14 protein-coding genes and 1 pseudogene are annotated in these 18,464 nt (G+C 62.9%); 7 read left to right on the top strand and 8 right to left on the bottom strand.

Annotated features, from left to right (window positions below):
- The first annotated feature begins 84 nt into the window (after positions 1–84).
- The 5 genes from rsmI to J7U39_RS18410 all read left to right on the top strand — a co-directional run bounded on the left by rsmI (position 85) and on the right by J7U39_RS18410 (position 4,703).
- Positions 85–1,002 (top strand): 16S rRNA (cytidine(1402)-2'-O)-methyltransferase, encoded by a 918-nt coding sequence (gene rsmI / locus J7U39_RS18430; RefSeq protein WP_210629493.1) that lies wholly within the window; start codon positions 85–87, stop codon positions 1,000–1,002.
- Positions 992–1,360: a YraN family protein gene (locus J7U39_RS18425; RefSeq protein ID WP_210629492.1), complete on the top strand. Its 369-nt coding sequence runs from the start codon at positions 992–994 to the stop codon at positions 1,358–1,360. The genes rsmI and J7U39_RS18425 overlap by 11 nt, the downstream gene beginning before the upstream one ends.
- 117 nt (positions 1,361–1,477) lie before the next feature.
- Positions 1,478–1,981 carry a cupin domain-containing protein gene (locus tag J7U39_RS18420; RefSeq protein ID WP_210629491.1) on the top strand — a complete coding sequence of 168 codons (504 nt, stop codon included), beginning with the start codon at positions 1,478–1,480 and terminating at the stop codon, positions 1,979–1,981.
- A gap of 87 nt (positions 1,982–2,068) precedes the next feature.
- Positions 2,069–3,016: a glutathione synthase gene (gene gshB, locus J7U39_RS18415; protein WP_210629490.1), complete on the top strand. Its 948-nt coding sequence runs from the start codon at positions 2,069–2,071 to the stop codon at positions 3,014–3,016.
- A 154-nt stretch (positions 3,017–3,170) separates the two neighbouring features.
- Positions 3,171–4,703, top strand: coding sequence for a YifB family Mg chelatase-like AAA ATPase (locus J7U39_RS18410; RefSeq protein ID WP_210629489.1), 1,533 nt, complete (start codon positions 3,171–3,173; stop codon positions 4,701–4,703).
- 130 nt (positions 4,704–4,833) lie between these two features.
- On the opposite strand, the gene cysK is transcribed toward J7U39_RS18410, so the two are convergent.
- The 3 genes from cysK to J7U39_RS18395 all read right to left on the bottom strand — a co-directional run bounded on the left by cysK (position 4,834) and on the right by J7U39_RS18395 (position 7,572).
- Complete coding sequence (cysK, locus tag J7U39_RS18405) at positions 4,834–5,796, bottom strand: cysteine synthase A (RefSeq protein WP_210629488.1); 963 nt, start codon at positions 5,794–5,796, stop codon at positions 4,834–4,836.
- Between the two features lie 144 nt (positions 5,797–5,940).
- The gene (locus J7U39_RS18400; RefSeq protein ID WP_210629487.1) at positions 5,941–6,558 is read right to left on the bottom strand and encodes a LysE family translocator; all 618 of its coding nucleotides are present in this window, start codon (positions 6,556–6,558) and stop codon (positions 5,941–5,943) included.
- Positions 6,559–6,672: 114 nt separating this feature from the next.
- Complete coding sequence (locus J7U39_RS18395) at positions 6,673–7,572, bottom strand: DMT family transporter (protein WP_210629486.1); 900 nt, start codon at positions 7,570–7,572, stop codon at positions 6,673–6,675.
- Positions 7,573–7,684: 112 nt separating this feature from the next.
- On the opposite strand from J7U39_RS18395, the gene J7U39_RS18390 reads away from it, so the two are divergent.
- Complete coding sequence (locus J7U39_RS18390) at positions 7,685–8,149, top strand: Lrp/AsnC family transcriptional regulator (protein ID WP_210629485.1); 465 nt, start codon at positions 7,685–7,687, stop codon at positions 8,147–8,149.
- 79 nt (positions 8,150–8,228) lie between these two features.
- Here J7U39_RS18390 and J7U39_RS18385 read toward each other — a convergent pair whose 3' ends face one another.
- Positions 8,229–9,002 (bottom strand): hypothetical protein, encoded by a 774-nt coding sequence (locus J7U39_RS18385; RefSeq protein ID WP_210629484.1) that lies wholly within the window; start codon positions 9,000–9,002, stop codon positions 8,229–8,231.
- A 56-nt stretch (positions 9,003–9,058) separates the two neighbouring features.
- Complete coding sequence (gene dut, locus J7U39_RS18380; RefSeq protein ID WP_210629483.1) at positions 9,059–9,529, bottom strand: dUTP diphosphatase; 471 nt, start codon at positions 9,527–9,529, stop codon at positions 9,059–9,061.
- Between the two features lie 90 nt (positions 9,530–9,619).
- On the opposite strand from dut, the gene J7U39_RS18375 reads away from it, so the two are divergent.
- Positions 9,620–11,203 carry a peptide chain release factor 3 gene (locus tag J7U39_RS18375; protein WP_210629482.1) on the top strand — a complete coding sequence of 528 codons (1,584 nt, stop codon included), beginning with the start codon at positions 9,620–9,622 and terminating at the stop codon, positions 11,201–11,203.
- Positions 11,204–11,233: 30 nt separating this feature from the next.
- Here the strand turns inward: J7U39_RS18375 and J7U39_RS18370 are convergent, their stop codons facing one another.
- The 3 genes and pseudogenes from J7U39_RS18370 to J7U39_RS18360 all read right to left on the bottom strand — a co-directional run bounded on the left by J7U39_RS18370 (position 11,234) and on the right by J7U39_RS18360 (position 17,953).
- Positions 11,234–12,571, bottom strand: a complete 1,338-nt coding sequence (locus J7U39_RS18370) for an HlyD family type I secretion periplasmic adaptor subunit (RefSeq protein ID WP_259665280.1) — start codon at positions 12,569–12,571, stop codon at positions 11,234–11,236.
- Positions 12,572–12,589: 18 nt separating this feature from the next.
- Positions 12,590–14,313 (bottom strand): annotated as a pseudogene (locus J7U39_RS18365) (type I secretion system permease/ATPase).
- A gap of 82 nt (positions 14,314–14,395) precedes the next feature.
- Positions 14,396–17,953, bottom strand: coding sequence for a DUF5801 repeats-in-toxin domain-containing protein (locus tag J7U39_RS18360; protein ID WP_210629481.1), 3,558 nt, complete (start codon positions 17,951–17,953; stop codon positions 14,396–14,398).
- Positions 17,954–18,464: the final 511 nt, after the last annotated feature.

Below are 18,464 nucleotides of genomic sequence, written 5' to 3'. Positions count from 1 at the left end.
AATCCCAACCCTTGCCGAAGCCGCAGCGCTCGCCCATAAAGGCCGATGAACCGGCAAGGCGCCGGCGGCACGAAGGCAAAGGGCATGAACGAGCAAACCACAGCCGAGGACGCCACGAGGCGAAGCTTCCGCCTGCACAACATGGCGGTGCCGGCGCGGCCGCTGGAGCCGGCGCTCTATCTGGTTGCCACTCCCATCGGCAATCTCGGCGACATCACGCTGCGCGCATTGGAAACGCTGGCCGGCGCCGACGTGCTGGCATGTGAGGATACGCGCGTCACCCGCGTTCTGCTCGACCGCTACGGCATCCAGAACCGCCCCTTCGCTTACCACGAGCACAATGCCGACGAAGCCGGCCCGCGGCTCATCCAGGCGCTGGAAGCCGGCCGCTCGGTAGCGCTGGTGTCCGATGCCGGCACGCCGCTCGTCTCCGATCCCGGTTACCGGCTGGCCCGGCAGGCGATTGCCGCCGGTTACCGCGTCATTCCCATTCCAGGCGCCTCGGCGCCGCTCGCCGCCCTTGTTGGTTCCGGCCTGCCGAACGACGCCTTCCTCTTCGCCGGTTTTCTGCCGCCCAAGGACAAGGCCCGCCGCGATCGTCTCGGTGAATTGGCCGCAACTCCAGCGACGCTGATCTTTTTTGAATCGCCCCATCGCATCGGCGCGACGCTTCTTGCCGCCGCCGATGTGCTCGGCCCGGAGCGGCCGGCTTGCGTCTGCCGTGAATTGACCAAGACCTATGAAGAATTCCGCCGCGGCACGCTGGCCGAACTCGCCGCCCATTACCAGCAGGTGGAAAACGTCAGGGGCGAGATCGTCCTCGTCGTCGGTCCGCCGCAGCCGGCGGAAACGTCCGAGGCCGATGTCGAGGCCGTGCTTGCCGACCTGTCGACGTCGATGCCGACGGCAAAGGCTGCGACCGAGGCCGCCCGTCTCACCGGCCTGCCGCGCAAGGCGCTCTATCAGCGCCTGCTGGAGCTGAAGGGCGGCAATGGGCGATAAAGACCCCACTGCCATCAAAAGGAAAGCGCTGCGCCGTGGCCGCATGTCGGAATATGTCGCCGCCGTCTTCCTGATGCTGAAGGGATACCGCATCCTGGCGCTGCGCCACCGCACCCGGCTCGGCGAGATCGATATCGTCGCCCGCAAGGGCGATCTCGCCGTCTTCGTCGAGGTCAAGGCCCGGTATGGCGAGGCTGCGGCCATCGACGCCGTCTCTCTCGCCGCGCAGAAGCGGATCCGGGCGGCAAGCGATCTCTGGCTCGCCCGCCAGGCCGATCACGCCCGCCTTTCCCAGCGCTACGATATCGTCGCGGTCATGCCCGGCCGGTTGCCGCGGCACTTTCCCGACGCCTTCTGAGCGCTTTGCCCGGCCGAGTTTCCGGATTGTTAAAATTTTAGTCCCGGGTTGAACGAGCTCCTTACCTCTCTCTGCTATCCACCATCGCGGTAGGGATTAAGAATTGGGGGTTGTGGCGTGGCCTGGAAGATGATGCTTGCAAGTGCGGTCGGCATGGCTGCGCGCTCGGTGCCTTATATCGCGCTGAAGCCGGCCGGGAAGTCCTTCGTCGCGCATGCGAGCGACCACCTGCCGCTGAAATCGACGCCGATCAATCCCGACTGGATCATCAGCGGCAATCCGGAAGCCCGCACCGCCGAACATTCGCGCGGCCATGACGAGGCGTCGCTGACGGCGATCTGGGACTGCACGGCGGGCGAATTCCGCTGGTATTTCGGCTGGGACGAGACCGTGATGATCCTCGAAGGCGAGGTCCATATCACCGCCGAGGACGGCACGGAACGGACCCTGTGCGCCGGCGACGTCGCCTTTTTCGCAGGTGGAACCTGGGCGAGCTGGCGGGTCGACAGTTACGTCCGCAAGGTCGCCTTCCTGCGCAAGCCTTTCCCGAAGCCTTTGGCAATCGCCTACCGTCTGCGCAACATGCTGCGCAACGGCGGCAGCCAGGGCATCGCCGCCTGAAAATGGCGACTGCCGCAAGCCTTCGATGACCGTTGCGTTTGATGCCGGGCCGACCTACATCTGTCCGGCATTCAGCGAGGGACGGAAATGGCCAAGATCACCAATGTAGCGGTCCAGATGGATCATGTCGCCGGCATCAATATCGCAGGGGACTCCACCTTCGCCATGAGCCTGGAGGCGCAGGCGCGCGGCTACAGGCTCTTCCATTATACCCCCGAGCGCCTGAGCTTCCGCGACGGCAAGCTCTTTGCCAGCGTCGAGCCGATGCTGCTGCGTGACGTCAAGGGCGATCACTTCGAACTCGGCGCGCCCGAGCGCGTCGATCTCTCGACCATGGACGTGGTGCTGCTGCGCCAGGATCCGCCCTTCGACATGGCCTATATCACCTCGACGCATCTCCTCGAGCGCATCCATCCGAAGACGCTCGTCGTCAACGATCCGGCTTGGGTGCGCAATTCACCGGAGAAGATCTTCGTCACCGAATTCGCCGATCTGATGCCGAAGACGCTGATCACCAAGGATCCCGCCGAAATCCGCCGCTTCCGCGACGAGATGGGCGACATCATCTTGAAGCCGCTCTACGGCAATGGCGGCGCCGGCGTCTTCCATTCGACCCGCGACGACCGCAACCTCTCCTCGCTGCTGGAAATGTTCGGCCAACTCTTCCGCGAGCCCTTCATCGCCCAGCAATATCTGCCCGACGTGCGCAAGGGCGACAAGCGTATCATCCTTGTCGACGGCGAGTTTGCCGGTGCCATCAACCGCGTGCCGGCCGAGCATGACAGCCGCTCCAACATGCATGTCGGCGGCCGCGCCGAGGCGACCGAACTGACGCCGCGCGAAAAGGAAATCTGCGCCCGCATCGGCCCCGCGCTGAGGGAACGCGGCTTCCTGCTCGTCGGCATCGACGTGATCGGCGATTACATGACCGAGATCAACGTCACCTCGCCGACCGGCATCCGCGAGGTCAGGAAGTTCGGCGGCGCCGATATCGCGGCCCTGCTCTGGGACGCGATCGAGCGCAAGCGCGGCTGAGGCTGCGATCGGGTACAACCGCGATTACTGCTGCTTATCCGCCTGCGTTCTTTTATTGTTCTTGTTTTAGTCCTGCTTCCGTGCCAGATTGCAACCGCTGGCTTTCAACGGCCACGGGGCGGTCTCTAAGAGTTTGCGGGACAAGGGTGGGCATATGGTCGCGCGTGTCAGTACGGTAGCATTCCAGGGCATCGAAGGCGTGCCGGTCGAGGTCCAGGTCATGATCGCGCCTGGCAAGGTCGGCATGCAGATCGTCGGCCTGCCTGACAAGGCGGTCGCTGAAAGCCGCGAGCGCGTTCAGGCCGCCCTTCACGCCTCCGGCCTGGCGCTGCCGGGCAAACGGGTGACCGTCAACTTGGCGCCCGCCGATCTGCCGAAGGAAGGCTCGCATTTTGATCTGCCAATCGCGCTGGCGCTGATGGTCGCTCTCGGCGCCATTCCCGCCGATGCGCTGTCGGATTTTGTCGTCGTCGGCGAGCTCAATCTCGATGGCACCATCGCCGCCATCGCTGGCGCGCTGCCGGCCGCGATCGGCGCCAATGCTCTCGGCAAGGGGCTGATCTGCCCGGCCGAAAGCGGCGCCGAGGCTGCCTGGGCCGGCGCCGAGGTCGATATTCTCGCACCGCGCAGCCTGATTGCCCTTGCCAATCATTTTCGCGGCACGCAGGTGCTCTCCCGGCCGGAGCCGTCGATCCGCGCCAATGCCGCCAACCTGCCGGATCTTGCCGAGACCAAGGGCCAGGAAAGCGCAAAACGTGCGCTCGAGGTGGCGGCCGCCGGCGGCCACAATCTCCTGATGGTCGGGCCTCCCGGTTCCGGCAAATCGATGCTGGCGTCGCGGCTGCCGTCGATCCTGCCGCCGCTTTCGCCCGCCGAACTGCTTGAAGTGTCGATGGTCCATTCGATCGCCGGACAGCTCACCGGCGGCAAGCTGTCCGATCGCCGGCCCTTCCGCACCCCGCATCATTCCGCCACCATGGCCGCCCTTGTCGGCGGCGGTCTGCGCGCCCGGCCGGGCGAGGCCTCGCTCGCCCATCACGGCGTGCTCTTCCTCGACGAGTTCCCCGAGTTCACGCCGCAGGCGCTCGATGCGCTGCGCCAGCCGCTCGAAGGCGGCGAATGCGTCATTGCGCGCGCCAATCACCGCGTCTCCTATCCGGCGAAATTCCAGCTGATCGCGGCGATGAACCCCTGCCGCTGCGGCATGGCCGGTGAGCCCGGCCATACCTGCGCCCGTGGCCCGCGCTGCATGAGCGACTACCAGGCCCGCATCTCCGGGCCGCTGATGGACCGCATCGATATCCGCATCGATGTGCCGGCCGTCTCCGCCGCCGATCTGATCCGCCCGATGGCGGCCGAGGCCAGCGCCGATGTCGCCCGCCGCGTCGCCCGCGCCCGCGAGCTCCAGCAGGAGCGCTTCGCGCGCGCCGGCGCCAGGGATATCGGCACCAATGCCCGCTGCTCCACATCAATGATCGAAAAACTCGCCGAGCCCGATGCGAGCGGCCTGCAACTCCTGCGCGACGCCGCCGAGAAGATGAAATTCTCCGCCCGCGGCTACCACCGCGTCCTCAAGGTCGCCCGCACGCTCGCCGATCTCGACGACAAACCGACCGTTGGCCGTTTGCATCTGGCTGAGGCGATCTCCTACCGGATCGCCGGCGAGAGGTTGACGGCGGCCGCCTGAGCGCAAGCGAATAGGGAGTTGCGAATAGCGACTAGTTAATCGGCTTGCCCGCCGCAAAGCAGGTTACATCCTATTCGCTATTCGCTATTCGCTATTCGCTATTCGCTATTCGCTATTCGCTATTCGCTATTCAGCTCCCCAACCCCTCAAACAGCGCCGTCGACAAATACCGTTCCGCAAAAGACGGTATGATGATGACGATATTCTTGCCGGCATTCTCCGGCCGGCTGCCGACCTTGATCGCCGCCGTCAGCGCCGCGCCCGAGGAGATGCCGACCGGCACGCCTTCGAGCCTTGCGATGAGGCGGGCCTGTTCGAAGGCCTCGTCATTGGAGACGGTCACGACCTCGTCATAGATGCCGGTATCGAGGATCTTCGGCGCGAAGCCGGCGCCGATTCCCTGGATCTTGTGCGGGCCGGGATTGCCGCCTGAGAGCACCGGCGAATCGGCAGGCTCGACGGCGATGATCTGGATCTCGGGCTTGTGGCTCTTCAGCACCTGGCCGACGCCGGTGATCGTGCCGCCGGTGCCGATGCCCGAGACGACGATATCGACCGTGCCGTCGGTATCGTTCCAGATTTCCTCGGCCGTCGTCTTGCGGTGGATCTCGGGATTGGCCGGGTTTTCGAACTGCTGCGGAATGATGGCGTCGGGAAGGGAGGCGGCGAGCTCCTCGGCCTTGGCGATGGCGCCCTTCATGCCCTTCGACCCTTCCGTCAGCACCAGCTCGGCGCCGAGCAGCGCCAGCATCTTGCGCCGCTCGACCGACATGGTTTCCGGCATGGTGAGGATCAGCCGATACCCCTTGGCGGCGGCGGCAAAGGCGAGTGCGATGCCGGTATTGCCTGATGTCGGCTCGATCAGCACCGTTTTGCCTGATGTGATCTTGCCTTGCGATTCCAGGCTTTCGATCATTGCCACACCGATGCGGTCCTTGACGGATGCGATCGGATTGAAGAATTCGAGCTTGCCGATCAGGTTTGCCACCACACCCTTTTCCCGCGCCAGCTTGTCGAAGCGCACCAGCGGCGTGTCGCCGATGGTCTCGGTGATCGAGGAATAGATGCGGCCGCGGCCGGGTTTGTGCGACATGGTTCTCTCCCTTTGGACTTCATTCCCTGAAATCGAGGAGGAGAATAGGGTCAAAGACGGAATGAGACCAGAGCGCGTTCGCGCCGGGCGGGGGTGGCGGAGAGAAAATAAGCTTTGAAAACCGCCTCTTGGCGGATGTTTATTTCAGGCTGCCCGCGTCGCGATGAACGCCGCCGTGCCCGCAAGGATGCCGGCTGCAACCCGGTTCAGCGCCCGCAGGGCGCGCGGCTGTTTCAGCATCGTGCGGGCGCGCGCGGCAAGCAGCATATAGGGCACCAGCACGGTGATCAGCACCACGAAGGTGACGGCGAGCAGAAGCGCATAGTCGCGCAGGGTGATATTGCCGATATCGATCAGCGTCGGCGCCAGTGCGACATAAAACAGCATCGTCTTCGGGTTGCCCAGCGTCACCAGCAGGCCGGAGAGGAAGGACAGGCCGACATTGCCGGATTTTTTCGCGGCAATATCCTGCGGCAGCAGCCCTGCCGTCCACAGTTTCCAGGCGATGTAGCCGAGATAAAGAGCGCCGGCGACCTTGATGATGAGGAAGACTTCCGCGAAGGTCTGCGCGACGAAAGCCAGGCCCAGAATGACCGCTGTGAGATAGGTCATATCGCCGAGCACCAGGCCGAGGCCCATGAAGAAGGTCTCGCGGAAATTCGAGCCGAGCGCACGCGCTACGATGGCGGTGATGCCGGGGCCGGGAATGGCCGCGGCGATGAACAACGCTCCGGCATAGGCAAGCAAGGCGGCAAAGCTCATGGGGTGGCTCCTCTTCCCCGCCGTTTTATATCCGCTGGGCCGTGCCATCAATCCACCGGCGCTGATGGATGCATCACCAGAAGGAATGCCTGCCGCCGCGTGCCTGCCGATACCTCAGCCCTGAAGCGCCCTCGGCCGCAGCCATCTTGGGCTCCAGCCGAGGTTCATGCCGGCGGCGGCAAGCAGGATGATTGCAGCGCCTGCGATCTGCATCGGCTGCAGCGCGTGGCCGAAGGCCAGCCGGTCGACGAGAATCGCGGCGATCGGATAGAGGAAGGACAGCGCCCCGGTCAGATGAGTCGGCAGCCGCTGGATCGCACCGTAGAGCAGCACATACATCAGCCCGGTATGGACGACGCCGATCGTCACCAGGATCGCCCAGCCGCCGGCATCGCCGGGAAGCTGCGAAAACGTCGTCATCGGCGCCAGCATCAGCATGCCGGTTGCGACCTGGATCAGCGCGATCAGATGTGGCGGCGTTCCTTTCAGCCATTTCGCGGCAAGGGCTGCCAGCGCGTAGAAGAAGGCCGCACCCAGCGCCATCAGGATGCCGAGGCCGTAGCCATCCGATGCCCCGCCGGCCTCAGGTTTCGCTTCGACGATGGCCGCCATGCCGGCAAAGGCGAGCGTCAGCCAGAACAGCTTGGCGGCGGTGATCTTCTCGCCGAGGAACAGCGCCCCGAGCACCAGCAGCATGAAGGGCTGGGTGTTGTAGACGGTCGTGGCGATCGAGATCGTCGCATGCGAATAGGAGGCGAAGAGCAGCAGCCAGTTGACGACGATGGCGACGCCGCCGAAAACCGCGATGCCGAAGGCGCGCAGCGTGATGATGCCGGGCCGCAGCAGCCCGAGGGCGCCGCAGACGACGAGCAGCGTCAGCGCGCCGAACAGGCAGCGCCAGAAGACCACGCCGCTGACCGGTTGACCCGACATGACGACGAACCAGCCGATCGTCCCCGAGATCAGCATCGCTGCCGTCATTTCCACCGAACCTCTTTTGATATCGCCGCTCATGATCGCCTCCGTTTTTGCTGAGGTGATAATATTGCGGCTCTACGCGAAATTATATAAAGATAGGAATGAATTTCCCCGATGTTGCCTAATAATAAAAGGAAAGGAAACGCTTATGCCTAACGGCGCCCAGATGCTTGATGAAATCGATCAGACCATTCTCGAAGCGCTGGCCGGCAATGCCCGCATCTCGCTGAAGGAGCTGGCACAGCAGGTGGGCCTCTCCTCGCCCAGTGCCGCCGAGCGTCTGCGCCGGCTGGAGGAGCGCGGCGTCATCAAGGCCTTCACAATCGATCTCGATCCGGCCGCCGTCGGTTATCCGCTGCAGGCGATCATCCGCGTGCGGCCGCTGCCAGGACAGCTGCACATCGTCGAGCGCCTCATTCAGGAAATTCCCGAGATCGTCGAATGCGACAAGGTGACGGGCGAGGATTGTTTCATCGCCCGTCTGGTGGTGCGCTCGATGACCGAGCTCGACGGCATCCTCGACAAGGTTGCCGAACGGGCAGAGACCAACACCTCGATGATCAAGTCGTCGCCCGTCAAACGCCGTCTGCCGCCGCTTTCACGTGGGAAATAGATATCGTCCGGGCGGCCCTCAAGTCGCCATCAACGAAAGCTGAAAAAGGGAAGTCTTCGTGATGGACGCGCTTAGGCGCTCACCATTTGCCGGCGTCCAGAACATCGCGCAGGCATTTCTCAAACGGATCTTTTCCACCGATAAGGGATCGGCACTCATGAATGGCATATGCTGCCGCCATTTCGCCATTGCGCCTGAAGCCCGGAACGTCTCCGGCGCGATATGTTGCTGCAACCCCACCGAAAGGTCCCTCAAGTCCGATCGACTGCAGCAGAACCGTGTAAAGGCAGCCTACCGGATTGATATCGCGGTCGACGATCACGTTGATAACCGGATATCCTTTTCGGCGCTCATGGTAACATTCTAATGAGTCCGGCTTGCTTCGAAGCGTGTCTATGTCGTGGACTGCTATTTGGCCCAATTTTGCAAGCTTGAGCGCATCTCGATCAACGAACACTTCGACGGTCTGGGTGTTTGACGGCTGGTTTTGATTGCCAAAAGGGGTATATGGCGATCCAACTGAGTAGTCGATCGAATGGCTCGCGTCGAAATTGAGACGAACGTCTGTGTAAGCCATGAGCCCAAAAAACACGCGCAAAAACTCGAGCTGCAAATCTTGAACATCGCTCCGCTCCATACCCTTTGCATTGAGGATGATGTTCATCTCGATTGTTTTGTCGATGTCGAGAATCGGCGCTGTCGACTTCGCCATGGCAAAAGCCACGATCTCTTCCACAGACAAAGATGAGCGAATTGACTGAAGCTTTGTTGAATCGATCGCAAGCGCCGGCGTCGCAATCAGCGCTGCCGCTAGACCCATCACTACGCCCCATCGCGCCTTCTTGAATAGCATAAGCGCCCCCACAACGCTGCTCATCAACCGTTCGGCTGCTTCATTCGAACCGTTGATCAAACGCCGGTGGAGCCGAAGCCGCCTGCGCCTCGTATGGTCTCGCTCGCTTCGGTGATCTCCAAAATCCGCGCCCTTGTCACCGGCGCGATCACCATCTGGGCGATGCGCATGCCGCGCTCGATGGTGAAGGCTTCCTCGCCGAGATTGGCGAGGAGCACCTTCACCTCGCCGCGATAGTCGCTGTCGACGGTGCCGGGCGAATTCAGGCAGGTGATGCCGTGTTTGAAGGCAAGGCCGGAGCGCGGCCGCACCTGTCCTTCGAACCCTTCGGGGATTTCGAAGATGAAGCCGGTCGGCACCAGCACCCGCTTGCCGGGCGAGAGCGTCAGCGGTTCGCCGTCGGCGACGGCGGCGCGCAGGTCCATGCCGGCCGCCCCTTTGCTTTCATAGGCGGGCAGGTCGAGGCCCTCGCCATTGGCCAGGCGGATGAGGTTCAGCGTCGGGCTGAGATCGTGATGAATGGTCATGGCCCATTACTTTGCGCGTGAGCGGCCGGGGTCAATTGCAATCGCGGCCTTTAATCGCTAGTTAAGCGGCAATTCCACAGGATTCACATCATGGCCGAAAGCCTCGCCGAGGCGGTCTCCCGCCGCCGCACATTCGCTATTATCGCCCACCCGGACGCGGGTAAGACGACGCTCACCGAGAAGCTGCTGCTGTTCGGCGGCGCTATCCAGCTTGCCGGCGAAGTCAAGGCGAAGAAGGACCGCATGCAGACGCGCTCCGACTGGATGAAGATCGAGCGTGAACGCGGCATCTCCGTCGTCACCTCGGTGATGACCTTCGAATATAACGACAATGTCTTCAACATCCTCGATACACCAGGCCACGAGGATTTCGCCGATGACACCTATCGTACGCTGACGGCCGTCGACGCCGCCGTCATGGTCATCGATGCCGCCAAGGGTATCGAGCCGCGCACGCTAAAGCTCTTCGAAGTCTGCCGCATGCGCGATATCCCGATCATCACCTTCATCAACAAGATGGACCGCGAGAGCCGCGATCCCTTCGAGATCCTCGACGAGGTCGAAGAGAAGCTGGCGCTGGATACGGCGCCGATCACCTGGCCGATCGGCCGTTCGAAGACCTTCTGCGGTTCTTATCATCTCGCCAACAGCACCGCCCGCGGTTCCGACACCGAAGTCGAGACGACGCCGGTCAACGGCCCGCAAGCCGTCGCCGACAGGCTGCCGGAAAATGAGCGCCAGGCCTTTATCGACGAGACCGAGCTTGCCATCGAGGCCTGCCGCCCCTTCGACCGTGATTCTTTCCTCGAAGGCCATATGACGCCGGTCTTCTTCGGTTCGGCGCTGCGCAACTACGGCGTTCGCGACCTCATCAACGCGCTTGGCGAGTTTGCGCCGCCGCCGCGTGACCAGGTCGCCGATACCAGGACCGTGCACGCGACCGACGACAAGATGACGGCCTTCGTCTTCAAGATCCAGGCGAACATGGATCCGAACCACCGCGACCGCATCGCCTTTGCCCGCATCTGCTCGGGCAAGCTCGAGCGCGGCATGAAGGCAAGGCTTGCCCGCACCGGCAAGCAGCTCGGCCTGACGGCGCCGCAATTCTTCTTCGCCTCGCAGCGCCAGCTCGCCGACACGGCCTATGCCGGCGATGTCGTCGGCATCCCCAATCACGGGACGCTCCGCATCGGCGATACGCTGACCGAAGGGGAATCGCTGGTCTTCCAAGGCGTGCCGAACTTCTCGCCGGAAATTCTGCGCCGCGTGCGTCTCGAAGATGCGATGAAGGCGAAGAAGCTCAAGGAAGCGCTACAGCAGATGGCCGAGGAAGGCGTCGTCCAGCTGTTCTCGCCGGAAGACGGTTCGCCAGCGATCGTCGGCGTCGTCGGCGCCCTGCAGCTCGATGTCCTGAAGGAGCGGCTGATGGCGGAATATGGCCTGCCGGTCTCCTTCGAAATGTCGCGTTTCTCCGTCTGCCGCTGGATCTCCGCCGATCAGCCGGCCGATCTCGACAAGTTCCTCACCGTCAAGCGCGGGGATATTGCCCGCGATCTCGACGGCGATCCGGTCTTCCTCGCCCAGGATGCCTTCTCGCTACGCTACGAGGCGGAGCGTTACCCGGCGATCAAGATGGTCGCCATCAAGGAATATCACGCCGCCAAGGCGGCGTGATCGGGATTTTGGGAAGCGTGCGGGCTGCGGCTATTTTTCCCGCATCGCCCGGCGGAAGTTCTGTGTGATCGGCTCGGCGAGGTAAGAAAGCACGGTGCGGGCACCCGTCCGGATCATTGTCTCGCTCGACATGCCGGGCAGGAGTTTGCGGCCGTCCAGCTTGGCAAGCTCGCTCTGGTCGATCACGACGGTCGCGGCGAAATAAGGCGCGCCGCTGCGCTCCTCCACCATCCTGTCGGCCGATACGATCTCCACGACACCGTCGAGCGGCGGCAGGTTGTAACGGGCAAAGGCCGGGAAACTGACGCGCGCCGGCTGTCCGGGAGCGATCGTCTCGACGTCTTCCGGTCTGACCATGGCCTCGATGACGAGCTGCTGTCCCATCGGCACGATCGTCATCAGGGTCTCGCCGGGTTTCACCACGCCCCCGGTCGTATGGACCTTCAGGTCCATGATAATGCCGTCTACCGGCGCGACGACACTGGTGCGGGCAAGGACGTCCTTGGCGGACCGCTCCTCCTGCCTGAGGTCGAACAGTTCCGCCTCGACCTTGCTCAACTCCTCGACGGCCTCGTTCAGCTGCAACGTATTGAGGTTGACGATCTGCATGTCGATCTCGGCCATGGCGCTCTTGGCGCGAGCGATGGCTGCGACATTGGTCGCCCGCTCCCCTTCGACTTCCCGCTGTTGCCGTCTGAGCAGCAGCCAACGCTCGCGGGTGACCAGGCCGCGCTTGACGAGGCTCTCAAGATCTCTGGTTTCCCCCTCGAACACCTCGATCTGCTTGTCCTCGGTGACGATGAGTTCCTGCAGTCCCGTTATCTCTTCCTCGGTCTGGCGGCGGCGCTGGCTGAGAATTTCTCGCTCGTCCTTCAGATTGTGGTGCTTGGCCGAAAACACGTCACGTTGGGCGGCAACGGCGTCCTTTGCCGATTTGCTGGGGTTTGCAAGCAGGGCCGGATCGAACTCGATCTCGGCTTTGCCGTCACGCTCCGCCCTCAGGCGAGCGGCCAGCACCTCGCGCGTTGCGATCCGGTTCTGGACCAGATCAAGCCTCGCCTTGGCCTGCGTGTCATCGAGTTGGAGGAGGACCTTGCCCGCCCGGACGATATCGCCGTTGGCGGCGGTCAACCCGGCAATGATGCCGCCCTCGAGGTGCTGGATGAGCTTGCGGTCACCGGCGACCTTGACAAGGCCGGGCGCTACCGCGGCGCTGTCGAGCGGCGCAAGCGTCGCCCAGCCTCCGGCCATGCCGAAGAACAGGAACATGATCGCAAAGCCGGTGAAAGTTAGGCCCGTGAGACGCAGCGGGACCGGTGCCGGGGGCGGCGAAACGGGTAACGGAACGACCTTCATGTCTTTTTTCATGGCGGTTTCGTTCCCTTGCTACTTCGCCACGATCGTCGGCATTTGAGCGACCTTGCGCACGCGCGCAGCGAGTTCATTGAAGACATAGTCGCGTGGACCGAAGAGATCCTGCTGGCCCCGGTTGAGGACGAGTATCTTGTCGACCGTCTCCATGATATTCGGTCGGTGCGCGATCAGGATAACGGTCGTGCCCGCCGCCTTGATCGTGCCGAGGGCTGAGATCAATGCCTCCTCCCCGTCGCGGTCGAGGTTGAATTGGGCTCGTCCAGGATGACGAGCGCCGGGTCGCCGTAGAGAGCCCGGGCCAATCCGATGCGCTGGCGCTGTCCGCCCGAGAGGACCGCGCCGGATTCGCCGATCTCGGTGAGGTAACCTTTCGGCAGCCCCTTGATCAGGTCGTGAACGCCCGCCAGCTGCGCGGCCTTGACGACCTTGTCGAAGACAACCGGGCTGATGGTGGCGAAGCGGCAGATGTTTTCGGAGACGGTGCCGGCGAAGAGCTCGATATCCTGGGGCAAGTAACCGACATGATGACCACGGTCCTCCGCCGCCCATTGGGCGACATCCATGCCGTCAAGCAGCGCACGCCCCCCGGACGGACGCCAGGCGCCGGCCAAAATTCGCGCCAGGCTCGTCTTGCCGGCCGCGCTCTGGCCGATCAGGGCCATGGATTCACCCGGCTCGAGGTGGAAGCTGATCCCTTTCAGAATATGTTCGCCGCCCTGCCGGGAAAGCACGATGTTGTCCGCCTCGAATCGGCCCATCGGCCGCGGCAGCGCCAGAACCGGGCTTGCCTCGGGGTGCTGGCCTGCGACGGCGGTGAGGCGTCGGTAAGCGGCCCGCGCTCCGACTGTTGCCTTCCACGTGCCGATCGCCTGTTCCACAGGCGACAATGCGCGGCCCATCAGGATGGAGGCGGCAACCATGATGCCGGGGGACGCTTCGTTGCGAAGGACGAGATAGGCCCCAAGTCCCAGTATGCCCATTTGCAGGGCCAGCCGGTGACAACGAGCGATGGCGGAGATGATGCCGCCACGGTTGGCGGCAACCACCTGGCCTTTGTTAGCTTCGTCCTGCTGCAGCTTCCAGCCTTCCAGCAAGGGCTTCAACATGCCCATCGCCTGGACGACTTCCGCATTGCGGATCGCTGCCTCCGCCTGGAGATAGGCCCGCGACTGCGCGCCGGCGGCCTCGGTCAACGGCTTGCGTGTCAGCCATTCATTGAGCAGGGCCAACGCGAAAAGCACCGCTCCGCCGCATAGCGCCAGCCAGCCCAGCCAGGGGTGCATGAAGAAGATGGCGGCGAAAAACAAGGGCGCCCAAGGTGCGTCGAGGATCGGGAAGATGCTGGGGCTGGTGAAAAAATTCCGTACCTGGTCGAGGTCACGCAGCGGACGGGCGTTGGCCTGGCCGGGCGCCGAAGCGGCATATTCCACCGATGCGGTCAGCAGCACCGGGGCCAGGCGTGCGTTCATCCATGACCCGACCTTTGCCAGAAGACGCCCGCGCACCACCTCCAGCCCCGCCATTGCCACCAGTGCGCCGGCCGCCATCAGCGAGAGCATCGCCAGGGTCTCCAGGCTGTGGCTCGACAGCACGCGGTGGTAGACCTGGAGCATGTAAAGCGCTCCGGTCAGCATCAGCACGTTGATGCCCCCGCTGAACCAGAGAAGCGGCCGGATGGCGCGTCTGGCTTCTTTCATCACCACCTGCAGGGCAGGGGGCTGTTGCTTTGTTTTCATCATCATGTCTCTGGCCTACGAGATTCCATGCGCATGCAAAGACAGTAGGGGGCAGCCATGGCTGCCCCCGTCTGGTCAGATGTCAGGCGACGTCGACAAGGATGTGCTGCATCGCTGTCTGATCGCCATCGGCGTCCGCCACCTGGAAGGCGAAGTCGAGATTGGCATCCGGCGTCTGCGTCACGGTCGAGGTGAAGCCGATGTCGGTGATCTTCAGCACGTCGTTGTCGGTGGCGTCGAAATCGACCAGGCTTGAAGTCGCATTGCTGCCGCCACTGGCGCCGGTCACCCTGTTGAGGTCGATCGCCGCAGCGGTGCCGGTAATCCCATTGCCCGACTGCATGATTTGCGCTCCCTGCAGCACGTAGTCTTCGCCGGCGGCGTTGTAGTCGTTCTGCTCGACGATCACGAGGCCGTCATTATTGTCGAGCGTGAACTCGGTATTATAGGGTGCCGGGACCTGGCCGGTCTTGTAGATGTCGGCGTTCGACACATACATGGCCCGGGTGATCGTCGAATTGTCGTCCGCGTTGCCGGCGATGTTGTCGGCGCCGTTCTTGTCGATCAGGTTGAGGATCAGCATCAGATCCTCGCTGCTGCCGATGCCGTCGAACTTGATGGCCATCGCGCCGGCGGTCGCCGTTGGGGTGAGGGCCTCGTTGGCGATGCCGACATTGCTGTTGAAGAACCGCAAGGTCAACAGTTCGTCTTTCTGGATCGTGTCGCCGGCAACACCGTTGGTGCTCTGCGTCGCCGACACCCAGGTTTCGTTGGTGTTGCTGACCATCTCGTGCCCGCCGGGGGTGAAGACGGTATCACTGGATGACCCCTCGCCATTGCTCGTGAGGCTGAATGGGTGGGATTTGTCGATCAGGTTGCCGGTGAACTGGACATAGAAGTCTTCGTCCGCCGTTGTGTTCGGATCATCCGCCTGCAGTTTTTCCACCACGATCTGCGGGTGGCCGGTATTGCCCGTCGGCTCCTTGGACAAGAGTTCGCTGGTGTGGAGCACGTCGAAGCTGAAGCCTTCGAGCGGGTCCGTCAGCTGGATCGTGTAGGTGTCGGCCACCTTGTCGAAGACGAGAGTGCCACCCGCCGTTCCGATCTGGTTTCCGGCCGCCGGGTCCTTGTCATAGGTGAAGGTGAAGTTGAACGTCGCGGAGCTCAGGCTTTCCGAGGCGAGCGTCACATTCGAGCTGAGGAGACTGCCGCCGCCGCCGCCGGTGATCGTGCCGGTAAGCCCGATCTGGACGCCGGCTGTCCCGCCATCCTGGTCGACGAAGTCGGAGCCTGTGGCATAGAACGCGGCCGGATGAATGTCCGCGCCGATATCATAGCCGAAGGCGCCGCTCGCCGATGCGTTGAGTACATTGGCCAGGGTCTCATGCTCGATAGCCAGAGTAGCCGGGTTACCGTCGAACGGCTTTGTGATCGTCGGCCCGTCATCCTCGAAGTTGAGATTCTGGCCGATATTGCGGATGGCCGAGGCCTGATCACCGTCACCGTCCGTAATGGTGGCGGTCAGGGTGACGAGGTTGGCGTTCGCCAGGGTTCGGCTGTCATCCGGGTCGCTGGCATTGGCATGGACGATTGCTCTTTGCTGGTCCAGGGTGACGACGCCTGCAGTGCTGACGCTGACGGTGAAGACGATTGCGCCGGCGGCGGAGCCGGCGCGTCCGACGACATTGCCGCCTTCGAGGTAGAGCAGCACGGACTGGCCGGTTGCGGTGTCGGTGAGGCCGCTGGCACTGCCGGCCTGGCTGATGCCGAGCGCATAGATGGTGGCAGCGGCGCCATCGGCGCCCGCATTCGAGTTGAATGAGGTTGAGAAGTCACCGGTGGCGTTGGTCGTCAGGACGGTCTCGTCGACTGTCACCTGCGGTGGAGTGCCGCTCGCCGTGATGCTGGGTCCGTCATCCTCGAAGTTGAGATTCTGGCCGATATTGCGGCTGGCCGAGGCCTGATCACCGTCACCGTCCGTAATGGTGGCGGTCAGGGTGACGAGGTTGGCGGCCGCCAGGGTTCGGCTGTCATCCGGGTTAGTGGCGTCCGCATGAACGATTGCCCGTTGCTGATCGAGGGTGACGACGCCGGCAGCGCTGACGCTGACGGTGAAGACGATTGCGCCGGCGGCGGATCCGGCGCGTCCGACGACATTGCCGCCTTCGAGGTAGAGCAGCACGGACTGGCCGGTTGCGGTGTCGGTGAGGCCGCTGGCACTGCCGGCCTGACTGATGCCGAGCGCATAAGTGATAGCGGTGGCGGCGCCGCCATCGGCCCCCGCATTCGAGGTGAAGAAGGTCGAGAAGTCGGCGCTGGCGTTGGTCGCCAGGACGGTCTCGTCCACTGTCAGTTGCGGCGGGGTGCCGGTTGCCGCGAGGCTAGGCCCGTCGTCGTCGAAGTTGATGAACGATCCAACTTCTTCATTGTAGGCGTTGCCCACAGCACCGCTGAAGTGCACCTCCTTCACATCGAAGAAGTCTTTCTCGGTGTCGATATTCTTGATGGTAAATCGGTCGAAGGATCCGCCAGCTCCGCCCGCGGTCGTGAAATCGACCGTCACGCCCTCTCCGACATTCTCGAGGATCAGTCCGGTGCCGGCGAGGTTGACCGTGATACCGAGCTCAGCGGCTGTTTTTGTGACGCCGTTCAGCTTGAATGTCACGCCGGTGATGTTGATCTCGGTATCGTTATCGTCTGTGGGGAATGCAGCGCCTTCGACATTGTCGTCATTGTTATAAGCGTGGATCTCGATATCGGCGACGGTGCCGGTTGGCGTCGACTGCGAGACCGAGAAGCCGGCGCTGAAGACGTTCTCGATGTGAGAGCCGTAGTCGGGCGCGGTTGGCGTGTCGGTGAAATCCTTGCCCGCGCTCTGGGTGCCGCCGGTGATCAGGTCGATCTGGAGCTCGCGGCCGAAACGCACGTCTTGCGATGCGACACCGAGGCCCTGCGTGCTGACGTTGACTTCCGCCTGCACGCCATTGTCGTGAGCGGTGACGAGGATCTTCTGCGGGCTGGCTGCGTCGGCGTCGAGAATATACCAGTTGTTATGTCCGGAAGGGGCATCGTCAAGCTGGCTGAAATTGACCACCGAGGTTGCCGTAACCGACGCAAACACCTTGTTGGTCAGATCGATGCGGTCGTCGGCGTTGTTCGCATCGGGATGGAGCAACGGCACGTACTGGACGGTATAGAGGTCGGCATTGGTGGCGCTGGTGCTGAGGAGTGCCAGCGAAAAGGCGAGCGGCCCAGTCTCGGCCGGCTCGGCGAGCGGATCGGAGGTGCCGATGACGCCGATCACGACGTTTGCATGCGTCGCATCCTGGAACAGCCAGACGTATTTGCCGTCGACCGTGCGAATGCCGCTGTTGACGCCATCCGTGGTGGAGTACGGGGTGCCCGAGGCGTTCTGGGTGAGAACGACCGCGCTGATGGTTTCTCCGGCGCTCGCCGAGGCCACGACGAAATTGCTCTGGTAGGCGACCTCCGGCGAGGTCAGCCCGCCGGCAGCGTCGAGGCCCAGCAGGTATTGCACCGTCGCATTGTTGTGCGGCGCAATCGCCGGGTTGACGTCGTCGTCCTGCAAACCAGTGGTTTCGTCGATGATGAGATCTTGAGTTGTAATATCGAGTGCCATGGAGCTTCTCCCTCGGCTAGCTCGCAGAGGGTCACAGAGCCCGGAAGCCGAACTGCATTCCCGGACCCACCCTCTTGCGTATTGAACTAGAGCTCTCGATCGACTGCGATTGCCGTCGATCGAGAGGGCCAGCTCATTCACAGTTGGAGGGTATTAAGACCAAAGCCCCTATACGCGTTACGGCTAAAGTCCCAATCTACGGCCGTCGCAATAGAATCTCTGAAGATTACATCCAAAGAAATGCAATACGAGGCTGCAAAATTCAGAAGAAATGCGTTGGGTATTGCGGTATCTCGCCGCGACGTATGCGCGATTCTCCCCCCGTTTCCTGTATACTATAAATTGATCTTAGATGCACTTAGCCAGTTCGAGCTAAAAGCGGAGCAATATTAACGGGTTCTCTTTTTTGGTGATCGCGTGACGCTCGGATTCACACTGCTCAGTTCTGGGAAGGCCAGTAGAAGTCGTGAACCGGCGCTCGAAGAGCGTGGCCTTTGGCTTGCGCTCTCGC

This window comes from Rhizobium sp. NLR16a (genome assembly GCF_017948245.1).
GTDB lineage: Bacteria > Pseudomonadota > Alphaproteobacteria > Rhizobiales > Rhizobiaceae > Rhizobium.
The sequence above is the reverse complement of the archived record's forward strand: the minus strand, read 5'-3'. Positions and strand labels throughout refer to the sequence as shown.

Bases quoted from the DNA above. Each gene is read 5' to 3' on its own strand.
- gshB (WP_210629490.1), top strand. From the start codon at position 2,069: ATGGCCAAGATCACCAATGTAGCGGTCCAGATGGATCATGTCGCCGGC.
- J7U39_RS18400 (WP_210629487.1), bottom strand. From the start codon at position 6,558: ATGAGCTTTGCCGCCTTGCTTGCCTATGCCGGAGCGTTGTTCATCGCC.
- J7U39_RS18360 (WP_210629481.1), bottom strand. From the start codon at position 17,953: ATGGCACTCGATATTACAACTCAAGATCTCATCATCGACGAAACCACT.
- J7U39_RS18390 (WP_210629485.1), top strand. From the start codon at position 7,685: ATGCCTAACGGCGCCCAGATGCTTGATGAAATCGATCAGACCATTCTC.
- dut (WP_210629483.1), bottom strand. From the start codon at position 9,529: ATGACCATTCATCACGATCTCAGCCCGACGCTGAACCTCATCCGCCTG.
- J7U39_RS18375 (WP_210629482.1), top strand. From the start codon at position 9,620: ATGGCCGAAAGCCTCGCCGAGGCGGTCTCCCGCCGCCGCACATTCGCT.
- cysK (WP_210629488.1), bottom strand. From the start codon at position 5,796: ATGTCGCACAAACCCGGCCGCGGCCGCATCTATTCCTCGATCACCGAG.
- J7U39_RS18410 (WP_210629489.1), top strand. From the start codon at position 3,171: ATGGTCGCGCGTGTCAGTACGGTAGCATTCCAGGGCATCGAAGGCGTG.
- J7U39_RS18385 (WP_210629484.1), bottom strand. From the start codon at position 9,002: ATGCTATTCAAGAAGGCGCGATGGGGCGTAGTGATGGGTCTAGCGGCA.
- J7U39_RS18425 (WP_210629492.1), top strand. From the start codon at position 992: ATGGGCGATAAAGACCCCACTGCCATCAAAAGGAAAGCGCTGCGCCGT.
- J7U39_RS18395 (WP_210629486.1), bottom strand. From the start codon at position 7,572: ATGAGCGGCGATATCAAAAGAGGTTCGGTGGAAATGACGGCAGCGATG.
- J7U39_RS18370 (WP_259665280.1), bottom strand. From the start codon at position 12,571: ATGAAAAAAGACATGAAGGTCGTTCCGTTACCCGTTTCGCCGCCCCCG.
- rsmI (WP_210629493.1), top strand. From the start codon at position 85: ATGAACGAGCAAACCACAGCCGAGGACGCCACGAGGCGAAGCTTCCGC.